The 10,281-nt window shown below is 71.5% G+C and carries 10 protein-coding genes; 3 read left to right on the forward strand and 7 right to left on the reverse strand.

Features of this window, described 5'->3' with window-relative positions:
• A partial coding sequence (locus VIP82_RS04045) for an alanyl-tRNA editing protein (RefSeq protein WP_331906003.1) occupies positions 1-662 on the reverse strand: 662 nt, incomplete at its 3' end.
• On the reverse strand, positions 659-1,447 hold the full coding sequence (locus VIP82_RS04050; RefSeq protein WP_331906004.1) for an SDR family oxidoreductase: 789 nt from the start codon (positions 1,445-1,447) through the stop codon (positions 659-661). The genes VIP82_RS04050 and VIP82_RS04045, both read right to left, overlap by 4 nt.
• 264 nt (positions 1,448-1,711) lie before the next feature.
• Between VIP82_RS04050 and VIP82_RS04055 the strand changes: the two genes are divergently transcribed.
• Complete coding sequence (locus VIP82_RS04055) at positions 1,712-3,034, forward strand: bifunctional o-acetylhomoserine/o-acetylserine sulfhydrylase (protein ID WP_331906005.1); 1,323 nt, start codon at positions 1,712-1,714, stop codon at positions 3,032-3,034.
• Between the two features lie 60 nt (positions 3,035-3,094).
• Here the strand turns inward: VIP82_RS04055 and VIP82_RS04060 are convergent, their stop codons facing one another.
• On the reverse strand, positions 3,095-3,340 hold the full coding sequence (locus tag VIP82_RS04060; protein WP_331906006.1) for a hypothetical protein: 246 nt from the start codon (positions 3,338-3,340) through the stop codon (positions 3,095-3,097).
• A gap of 101 nt (positions 3,341-3,441) precedes the next feature.
• Here VIP82_RS04060 and metX point away from each other — a divergent pair, with 101 nt between their 5' ends.
• Together metX and VIP82_RS04070 are read left to right on the forward strand one after the other, a co-directional pair.
• A complete protein-coding gene (gene metX, locus VIP82_RS04065) occupies positions 3,442-4,647 on the forward strand; it encodes a homoserine O-acetyltransferase MetX (RefSeq protein ID WP_331906007.1) in 1,206 nt (401 codons plus the stop codon).
• Between the two features lie 69 nt (positions 4,648-4,716).
• Positions 4,717-6,372 carry a peroxidase family protein gene (locus tag VIP82_RS04070; protein WP_331906008.1) on the forward strand — a complete coding sequence of 552 codons (1,656 nt, stop codon included), beginning with the start codon at positions 4,717-4,719 and terminating at the stop codon, positions 6,370-6,372.
• Positions 6,373-6,379: 7 nt separating this feature from the next.
• Here VIP82_RS04070 and VIP82_RS04075 read toward each other — a convergent pair whose 3' ends face one another.
• The 4 genes from VIP82_RS04075 to VIP82_RS04090 form a co-directional block, all read right to left on the reverse strand.
• A complete protein-coding gene (locus tag VIP82_RS04075) occupies positions 6,380-7,135 on the reverse strand; it encodes an NUDIX hydrolase (RefSeq protein ID WP_331906009.1) in 756 nt (251 codons plus the stop codon).
• An 85-nt stretch (positions 7,136-7,220) separates the two neighbouring features.
• Positions 7,221-8,405, reverse strand: a complete 1,185-nt coding sequence (locus VIP82_RS04080) for an MFS transporter (RefSeq protein ID WP_331906012.1) — start codon at positions 8,403-8,405, stop codon at positions 7,221-7,223.
• A 136-nt stretch (positions 8,406-8,541) separates the two neighbouring features.
• Positions 8,542-8,868 (reverse strand): thiamine-binding protein, encoded by a 327-nt coding sequence (locus tag VIP82_RS04085; RefSeq protein ID WP_331906010.1) that lies wholly within the window; start codon positions 8,866-8,868, stop codon positions 8,542-8,544.
• Positions 8,869-8,925: 57 nt separating this feature from the next.
• Positions 8,926-10,137 carry a hypothetical protein gene (locus VIP82_RS04090; protein ID WP_331906011.1) on the reverse strand — a complete coding sequence of 404 codons (1,212 nt, stop codon included), beginning with the start codon at positions 10,135-10,137 and terminating at the stop codon, positions 8,926-8,928.
• Positions 10,138-10,281 lie beyond the last annotated feature (144 nt).

Raw genomic sequence — 10,281 nt, forward strand, 5'->3', positions numbered from 1 at the left:
CAGCCCGCCAGCTGTGCGTCGACGCGCGCGGCGAGCGCGTCGAGATCGGCGAGCGCCTCCGGGTCGAAGCCCTTGCGACGCAGCGACTTGCCGATGCGGTACACGTCCACCGAGCCGTCGCCGACGATCCGCGACTCCTGGATCGCGAGCGCATCGAAGGCGGGTGCGCCGAGCGTGTCGGCCGGGGCATCCTTCCGCCAGGCGTCGGCCAGCGCCGCGTCGAGGGCGAGCGAGGCGAGGTGGCACGCGGTATGCCCGGCCGAGAGCGCCGCGCGGTAGGCGGCATCCACCGTCACGTCGGCGGTGTCGCCCTCGGAGACCGGCGCGTCGCCGTCGACGAGGTGGGCCACGACGAAGGTCCATCCCTCGGTGCCGGTGCGCACCGGCACCTCCGCGCCGAGCAGGAGGCGGTCGGCGGGCGACGCGCCCGCGGGAAGGGCTCCCACGACCGCGTCGATGACCGCGAGGTCGGCACCGGCGACGCGGAGCGTGCCGCGATCCGCGGGCTGGTCGGGCCACGCCGTGTCGACGGGATGGAACGCGGTCTCGTCGAGCACGATGGCCCTGCGACCGTCGCCCGCCTCGGCGACGTGCACCACGGTGCTCCGCGAGGCGGTCGCGCCCGCCGGATAGGTGACGACGGTGCCGCGGGTGGGGATCACAGCTCCTCCGTGGCGCGAGGGCGCAGCGGGCCACGGGCGAGGAGGAACTGCGCGGACTGGGCGACCGGGCGCATGGTGATGAGATCGAGGTTGACGTGACCGGGTGCGTTGAGCGCGTAGGCGATCACGTCGGCCACGTCGTCGGCGGTCAGCGGATTCTCGACGCCGTCGTACACGCGCTCGGCGGCCGCGCTGTCACCACCGAGGCGGTTGAGCGTGAACTCGGGCGTGTGCACCATGCCGGGCGCGATCTCGACGACGCGGATCGGCTCGCCGTTGAGCTCGAGGCGGAGGGCGTGCGCCAGCATGGCCTCGCCCGCCTTGGCGGCGTTGTAGCCGGCGCCGCCGGCGTAGGCGGTCTGCGCGGCGGTCGAGGTGACGAAGAGGGTGTCGGCGTGACCGTCGGATGCCGCGGCCCGCCGCAGCTGGGGCAGCAGCGCCGAGACGAGCCGCTGCGCCGAGAGCACGTTGGCCTCGAACATCCACTGCCAGTCCTCGACGCGGCCGTCCTCGACGCGATCGGTGCCGCGTGCGCCGCCGGCCACGTGCACGAGCGCGTGGACCGGTCCGGTCTCGGCGAGGAAGGTGGTGAGGGCCTCCACGTCGGCGTCGGACGTCAGGTCTGCCGCGAAGGCGCCCGCACCGGTCTCGGCCTCGAGCGCTGCGAGCCGGTCGGCGCGTCGCGCCACGCCGACCACGTCCCAGCCGGTCGCGCGCAGTGCGCGCACCGCCGACTCACCGATCCCCGAGCTCGCGCCGGTCACCACTGCACGTCTGTTCGCCATGCCTCCACGCTACCCACCCGCACGCCCGCCGCTCACCCGCTCGCTGACGTGTCACAGATGCACACGACACGCCGGGCGGGGCATGCATCTGAGACAAGTCAACGGGAGGAGGCGGCCGTCGCCACGGGCGGGCGGCGCGCTGCGCGACCGGCGGGGGCGCGTTACGTCACATTTCCCGCGGGTTGTTGACAACAGGGGCGGTCCGTACTGTCGAACCCGGCTGGGGGCGCCTGCTCCCGGCATCCGATCCCGCAGGAGCAAGCCATGTCCGCACCCGAGAACTGGCGTTTCGAGACCAAGCAGATCCACTCGGGGGCCCAGCCCGATCCGGTGACGAAGGCTCGCGCGACGCCGATCTACCAGACCACGTCGTACGTCTTCGACAACGCCGACCACGCGGCGAACCTCTTCGCCCTCGCGGAGTTCGGCAACATCTACACGCGCATCCAGAACCCGACCCAAGCGGTCGTCGAGGAGCGCCTCGCCGCCCTCGAGGGCGGCACCGGCGCGCTGCTCCTCGCGAGCGGCCAGGCCGCGGCCACCTCGGCCGTCCTCAACATCGCGGAGTCCGGCGACCACATCGTGTCGTCGAGCTCGATCTACGGCGGCACGTACAACCTCTTCAAGTACACGCTCGCCAAGCTCGGTATCGAGACGACGTTCGTCGAGAACCAGGACGACGCCGAGGAGTGGCGCCGCGCCGTCCGGCCGAACACGAAGCTGTTCTTCGCCGAGACCATCGGCAACCCGAAGATCAATGTGCTCGACATCCGCACGGTCGCCGACGTCGCGCACGACAACGGCGTGCCGCTCATCGTCGACAATACGATCGCGACCCCCTACCTCATCAAGCCGTTCGAGCACGGCGCCGACATCATCGTCCACTCCGCGACGAAGTTCCTCGGCGGCCACGGCACCACCATCGGCGGCGTGATCGTCGACGGCGGCACGTTCGAGTGGTCGAAGAACGTCGACAGGTTCCCCGGCCTCACGGTTCCCGACCCGTCGTACCACGGTGCGTCGTACACCGCGGCGGTGGGCGACGGCCTCGCCTACATCATCAAGGCGCGCGTGCAGCTGCTGCGCGACCTGGGTGCGGCGATCTCGCCGAACAGCGCCTGGCTGCTCATCCAGGGCATCGAGACCCTGTCGCTGCGCGTCGAGCGTCACGTGCAGAACGCGCAGGAGATCGCCGAGTGGCTCGAGAACCACACCGACGTCGCGTCGGTCAACTACTCGGGCCTGCCGACCTCGCCCTGGTACGCCGCCGCGAACAACTACGCCCCCAAGGGCGTCGGCGCGGTGCTGTCGTTCGAGCTCAAGGGCGGCGTCGAGGCGGGTCGCGAGTTCGTCAACTCGCTGACGCTGTTCAGCCACCTGGCGAACATCGGCGACGTGCGCTCGCTCGTGATCCACCCGGCGTCGACGACGCACTCGCAGCTCACGCCCGAGCAGCAGCTCACGACCGGCGTCACGCCGGGTCTGGTGCGCCTCTCGGTCGGGCTCGAGAACATCGACGACCTCAAGGCCGACCTCGAGCAGGCGCTCGCGGCGGCCCGGCGCGTGTCGGAGGCCGCTCGCGCCTGATACCCCTCCTCGGGACGCTGATGCCTCGGCCCGGCGCACCGCGCCGGTCCGAGGCATCGGTCATTCGCGGTCGTCGGAGGCCAGGTCGGCGGACAGCTGCTCGGCGGTGAGATGCGCACCCGGCACCGGACGGGGCAGTGTCGGCGCTGCGGCGTCGGTGTGCCACGGCTGCGCGTCCGCGCCGGCGTCGTCGCTCGCGTCCGCGGGATCGAAGAGCACATCGGCGTCGTGATCGACGTCGTGCTCCTCGGGCGGTGTGGACGCCGGAGGCTCGTGGGCGGGCATGAAGGGCTCAGCGCTGGACATGCGCGCATCATCCCACGCGCGGGTGCACGGGCGATGTCACGCGCCGCGCCGGCACCCGTAACAGACCGCGTGCGACCGCACCGGCACGCAAGAATGGACCAATGGACTGGCAGACCTCCGAAGACACGGTGCCCAGCGCACCGGTGACGGAGGCCGACGCCCGGCTGCTGCTGGGGCGTCCGCCGGCGACGGGCGCGTGGCGTGACGGCGATCCGGTCGGCGACCGCCACTTCGCCGCCTTCGGCTCGTTCCGCACCGAGGGTGGCCGGGAGCTTCCTGCCTACCGCCTTGCCTACGAGACGTGGGGCGAGCTCAACGCCGCGCGCGACAACGCCGTGCTCGTGCTGCACGCCCTCACCGGCGACAGCCACGTTCGCGGACCGGCTGGGGCGGGGCATCCGACGTCCGGCTGGTGGGACGACATCGTCGGCCCCGGCGCCCCCATCGACACAGACCGCTGGTTCGTGATCGCTCCGAACATGCTCGGCGGCTGCCAGGGCTCGACGGGTCCGGCCTCCATCGGCCCGGACGGCTACGAGTGGGCCTCACGCTTCCCCTACCTCACGATCCGCGACCAGGTCGCCGCGCAGGTGCGCCTCGCCGACGCGCTCGGCATCGATGTCTGGGCGGCCGTCGTGGGCGGATCCATGGGCGGCATGCACGCGCTCGAGTGGTCGGTGATGCTGCCCGATCGCGTCGCACGCGTCGGCATCCTGTCGTCGCCGCCGGTCAACACCGCCGACCAGATCGCGCTCAACTCGGTGCAGCAGGAGGCGATCCGCATCGATCCCCGCTTCCAGGGCGGCGAGTACTACGACGCGGGCGACGGGGACGGCCCGAACCGCGGACTCGCCCTCGCGCGCCGCATGGCCCTCCTGAACTACCGCTCCCCCACCGAGCTCAATCAGCGGTTCCAGCGCAGCTGGCAGTCCGGCGTGAGCCCGCTCGGCCACGACGGACGCTTCGCCGTCGAGTCCTACCTCGACTTCCACGGCAACAAGTTCACGCGGCGCTTCGACGCGAACTCGTACATCACGCTCGTCGAGGCGATGAACTCCCACGACGTGGGCCGTGACCGCGGCGGCGTCGAGGACGCGCTCGCCCTCGTCACCGCCACAACGCTCGTGCTGGGCATCGACAGCGACCGGCTGTTCCCCATCGACGGACAGCACCGCATCGCCCGCGGCATCCGCCACACCATCGACGGCGACCGCGCCGTCGTGCTCTCGAGCGACTTCGGCCACGACGGCTTCCTCATCGAGACGCACGCGGTCGGCGCGCACCTGCGGCGCCTGCTCGAGTCCTGATTCGCGCCACCGGCGTATCACCGCCGGCCCTGTCACCCTCCCACTGGGCAATGTCCCAAGGAGGGAATCATGAGCACTGATACCAGATCGGGTGCCGAGTCGCCCGAAGACGCGTTCGCCGCGCAGCCCTTCCTGCGCGAGCAGCTGGGCCTGAACGGCACCCGCGAGAGGTCGCCCGGTGAGAAGCGGCAGGCGCCGCGGCTCCCCGTCGACATCCGGTCCTCACTGGAGGCGGTACGACCCGAGCACGGACGCTTCCACGGCGCCAAGTTCTCGCTCGGGTACTTTCCGGCGCACGACGTCTTCGCGTCGGACGCCGACAAGTTCGGGTACTTGACGAAGGCCAAGGTGCGTGCCGCCAGCCGGCTGCCGCTCGACGACGCGACGCGAGACCTGCTGAGCCAGCTCGGCAACCTCATGGCCAACAGCGGCCGCGAGACCGCGGCCGACTCGGCGACACCGTCGGGCTACACGTACGTCGGGCAGTTCGTCGACCACGACATCACCCTCGACGTGTCATCGGCGCTCGATTCACCGGCGATCGTCGACGCGACGATCATCAACAACATGCGCTCGCCGATGCTCGATCTCGACAGCGTGTACGGCAAGGGTCCGGCGGTGGACGCGTTCCTCTACGCCGCACCCGCACCGGGAGAACCGGCATCCGCGTTCCGCATGCTGCTGGGAACCAACCTTCCGAGCGGTCTCGGCGGCGCCGGCGGCGCCGCGGGCGGGGGCGGGATGGTGGCGCACACCGATTTCGACGTGCCGCGCACCTCGGCGCTCACGGCGATCATCGGCGACCCGCGCAACAACGAGAACCTCATCGTGTCGCAGCTGCACCACGCGATGCTGCGCTTCCACAACGCCATCGTCGGCCAGCTGATCGCGTCCGGCTTCACCGGCGACATCTTCGTCGAAGCGAAGCGCCAGGCGACGCTGCACTACCAGTGGGCCGTCGTGCACGACTTCCTCCCGCGCATCTGCGGTCAGGCGGCAGTGGACGACGCACTGGCGAACGTGAAGGCGAAGCCGAACAGCAGGTTCCAGATGCCGGTGGAGTTCTCGGTCGCCGCCTACCGGTTCGGGCACAGCATGATCCGCGACGAGTACTGGCTGAACTTCGAGCTGCGGAACAAGCCGATGTCGGACGTCTTCGCGTTCATCCACGAACCGCACCTGCCGGTGCGCTCGAACTGGGTCGTCGACTTCAACGCGTTCTTCGAGACCGGCTTCGCCGTGCCCGTGTTCAACAGCGCGCGGAAGATCGACAGCGTGCTCGCGAGCGCGCTCGAGGACCTCGACGGCTCGGGCACCAACGCGCTCATGAGCATCCTCGCGACGCGCAACCTGCTGCGCGGCCTCGTCCTCGGCCTGCCGAGCGGACAGGCGACGGCGGCGGCGCTCGGCGTGCCGGTGCTCACCACCGCCCAGCTCACCGACGGTCTTCCCGCCGACGAGCTCGCGGTCCTGCAGCAGCAGAACGGCCTCCTGCTCGAGAAGACGCCGCTCTGGTACTACGTGCTGCGCGAGGCGATGGTGACCAGTGGCGGCGAGCACCTCGGCCCGCTCGGGGCGAAGATCGTCGCCGACACGTTCGTCACGCTGCTGCGCCGGGATGCGCTGTCGATGCTGAACGTCTCGTTCATCCCGACCCTGGGGTCCGCCCCGGGGGCGTTCACGTTCGCGGACCTGGTGCGCGTCGCCGATGTGATCGGCGCCTGAGGCCGGCTCAGCCCGTGCGCTCGTAGCGCCACGGGAGAGCGCCGATCTCGAGGCGATGACGGGATCCGGATGCCGCTGCTGCGGCATCCGGATCCCATTCGTCGTCGCCCCGCCAGAGCAGTACGGGTCCTTCGCCACCCCTGCGGGCCACCGTCTCGAAATGCTGCACGCCACCCAGTCGCGCGCCGCCGAGGACGGACGCGGTGTCGGCGTGGCCGGCCAAGCCCTGCAGCGTCACCCACGTCGGCGGGTACAGCGTGAACGTGCCGCGGCCATGTCGCGCCAGCGCGTCGGCCGGTCGCACCCACTCGGCCGCGACCGCCTCGTCGGCCGAGAGCGCCAGCACGCCCGCCGCAGCCGGTGCGACGAAGAACCACGTGCGGATCCGCAGCGCGAGTCCGGGAGGCGGGTCCCAGCACGACAGGGTCACGAGGGACTCCGGATCGAGAGCGAGCGCCGTCTCCTCGCGCGTCTCGCGCACACCCGCGATGCGGGCGACCGCTTCCTCCGGCTCGTCTACGGCGCGGCGATCTTCGGCCTCGAGCTTGCCGCCCGGGAACACCCACGCGCCGGCGAACGAGCCGCGGTCGGGCCGCTCGATCATCAGAACCTCGAGTCCCTCCGCCGCGTCGCGCAGGAGGACGACGGTCGCCGCCACGGGGACCGACGGGTCGGTGGCGTCCTCGGGACGCCGCGTCCGTGCGCCGCCCATCGAGTCGCTCAGCGCCTGCAGCGCGCGATCGGCGGGCGTGGGCTCCGGCATCCGCTCACTCTACCCAGCGCTCGAACCGCGTCCACCGCGCCGGCGCGAGGTCGTCGCACCGGGGCTCGCCAGGCGCGGACGACGCTCACACCATGACGAGGCTGCGGCGGCGCTCGGCCGCGATGCTCGCCAGGGCGAGCACGAGACCCGCGCCGGCGAGCGCCACGCCGACCCACGCGGGCGCGAGGAAGCCCCAGCCCGCCGCGATCACGACGCCGCCGAGGAACGCGCCCAGGCTGTTGCCGATGTTGAGGGCGGAATGGTTGAGCGCGGCCGCGATCGACTGGTTGTCCTGTGCGACGTCCATCAGGCGCGTCTGGATCGTGGGACTGAGCGCCGACGCGACGAAGCCGGTCGCGAACACGAAGAAGCCCAGAGCCCAGATCCACTCCGCCGTCACGGCGAGGAGCGCGAGCACGACGGCCAGCCCGATCAGCCCGCCGACGAGCGTGCGCTTGAGGTCGACGTCGGCGAGGTGCCCGCCGACGAGGTTGCCGACAGTCATGCCGATGCCCATGACGACGAGCACGATCGGCACGACCCATTCGGGCGATCCGGCGACCTCGGTCACCAGCGGAGCGATGTAGCTGTAGACCGCGAAGAAGCCGCCGAAGCCGATCGCACCGACACCCAGCGCGAGCCATACCTGCCCGATGCGGAAGACCTTGAGCTCGGCCCGCATCGTGCGGCTCGGGTCACCCGGTCGCTCGGGCACGAAGAACGCGATGAGGATGGTCGCGGCGGCGAAGATGGCCGCCACCACCATGAACGCGGCGCGCCAGCCCACCTGCTGCCCGAGGTAGGTGCCGAGCGGCACGCCCACCACGTTCGCGACGGTGAGGCCGGTCAGCACGAACGCGACGCCCTTCGCGCGCATGCCCGGGCCGAGCACGTCGGCGGCGACGAGCGCGCCGATGCCGAAGTACGCGCCGTGCGGGAGGCCCGCGAGGAACCGGGACGCCGCGACCCACTCGAACGTCGGGGCGAGGAAGGTGAGCGCGTTGAAGACGGTGAGTGCCAGGGCGAGCCCGATCATGACGCGCTGGCGCGGATACTTCGCCACCGCGCCCGCGATCGTCGGGGCACCGACGACCACGCCGAGCGCATACAGCGAGATGAGCCAGCCGGCCTGGGCGATCGCGTCTTCGGAGCGCGTGGCCCACAGCGACGGCAGCAGATCCTCCGCGATGTTCGGCAGGAGCCCCATCACCACGAACTCGGTCATGCCGATGCCGAAGCTGCCGACGGCCAGCGACAGGAGCGCCCACATCGCGGCCTTCTTCGACAGGGAGGAGGTCGTCAGTTCCGAGGAGGGCACCACGTCACGCTAGCGGCGCTCACGCCCGCTGTCGAATCGATTCGGCACGCGAGGTCGCATACGCCTGCGTGCCCGGTGCGACCGGGCTCTACTCGAGCCCGCCCTCGACCTCCTGCCGCGCGACCGCGGCCTCCAGCCGTTCGATCTTGCCGTCGAGCTCTCCTGTGTGTCCGGGCCGGATGTCGGCCTTGAGCACGAGCGAGATCCGGGACCCGTAGGGCGCCACCGCGTCGGTGGCCCGCTTGACGACGTCGAAGACGTCGTCCCACTCCCCCTCCATCTCTGTGAACATCGACGTCGTGCGGTGCGGCAGGCCGCTGTCGCGGACCACGCGCACGGCGGCAGCCACGGCGTCGTGCACCGAGCCGTCGGCGCGGCCGGTCCCGCTGGGGGCGACGGAGAAGGCGACGAGCATTCGAACCTCCGGTTCTCGAGGGATGTCGCGGAGCCACGACGGTGACGCGGCCCCGCCCTACTCTGGCACGCGCAGCGGCACCTGCCGGCGCACGCGCACCCGAGCAAGACGCACCACGACCCACGCGAACAGGCCGACGAGCAGAACGTTGCGCACGACGAGGAGCGCCACGCCCGCAGGCATGAGCGTCAGGATCGCGTCGTACCAGAAGGGGAAGATCAACTGCGTGAGCGCCAGGACGACGAGCGTCAGGACGGCCGGCCGCCACCAGCGCCGCACCTGGAGGACGAGCCCGACGACGACGGGCGCCACGAGCCACGTCATGTACTGGGGCGAGCCGACCTTGTTGAGCACGATGAACCCGAGGACGAGTGCGGCGGCGAGCGGCGGGAACAGTGCGACGAAGGACGCTCCGCGCCAGGCCTTGAGGGCCCCGACCACTGCGATCGCCAGCATCCCCGCGATGAGCACGGGGGTCATGACGGCGATCACCGCGTCCATGCCCGGCCCGGTGACCTGGAACGTGATCAGGTCCTCGTCGTAGACGACGGCCGCGCCGGGCGCTCCGGCCGCCGCGAGCAGCATGTAGACCGTGCTGACCGGGGCCTCGATCTGAAGCCCCCGCGAGGTCTGGTCGCCGACGAAGCCGAGCAGGTGGGCCCCGCCGCCGGCCAGCACGACCGCGATCACCACGACCGCGGAGACGATCGCGGCGCCACCGACGACGGCCAGCCGTCGCCGGACCGCGATCAGGGCCGCCGCGAGCAGCGCAGCCGGCCAGACCTTGATCCAGGTGGCGACGGCGAGGAGCACCGAGCCGAGCCAGGGTCGCCCGACGAGCCACAGCGCGCCGGCGACCGCCAGCGGCACGGTGACCGCGTCGAGCCGGAACATGCCCACACCGCCGAGGGCGAGGATCGCGGCGAGCCAGAACCAGGCGGCGATCAGACGGCCCCGCGACCTGCCGTTCCCGAGCAGCACGGCGAAGGCCGCCGCATCGAGCGCCGTGATGAGCAGTCCCCACCCGAGCGTGTAGTCCACAAGACCGCTGAAGGCGCCGACCAGGAGGATCGGCAGGTGGGCCAGCGGCGGGTAGACCCAGTCCTCGGTGATGCCCGGGAAGGCCTCACCCGTGAGCGTGCGACCCGCCCACCACCGGTACAGCTGGTCGACGTCCCACGAGGCGGCGTGATCGCCTGCGAAACCGAGCCAGATCACCACGGCGTGAACGAGGACGAACGCCGCCCACACCACCGCCCGTCGCGCCACCCCACCATCCTAGGGACGGGCGGGACCGCGACCGCGGCCGCTCAGCCTCGCGCGAGGACCTCGGCGACCGCCTGCGGCAGCGCCTCGGCGACGTCGAGCGCCGTGATCGGGCCATCACCCGAGGGCGGCGAGCTCGGCGAGCCC

It is taken from the genome of Microbacterium sp., from assembly GCF_036566905.1.
In the GTDB taxonomy this organism is placed as follows: Bacteria; Actinomycetota; Actinomycetes; order Actinomycetales; family Microbacteriaceae; genus Microbacterium.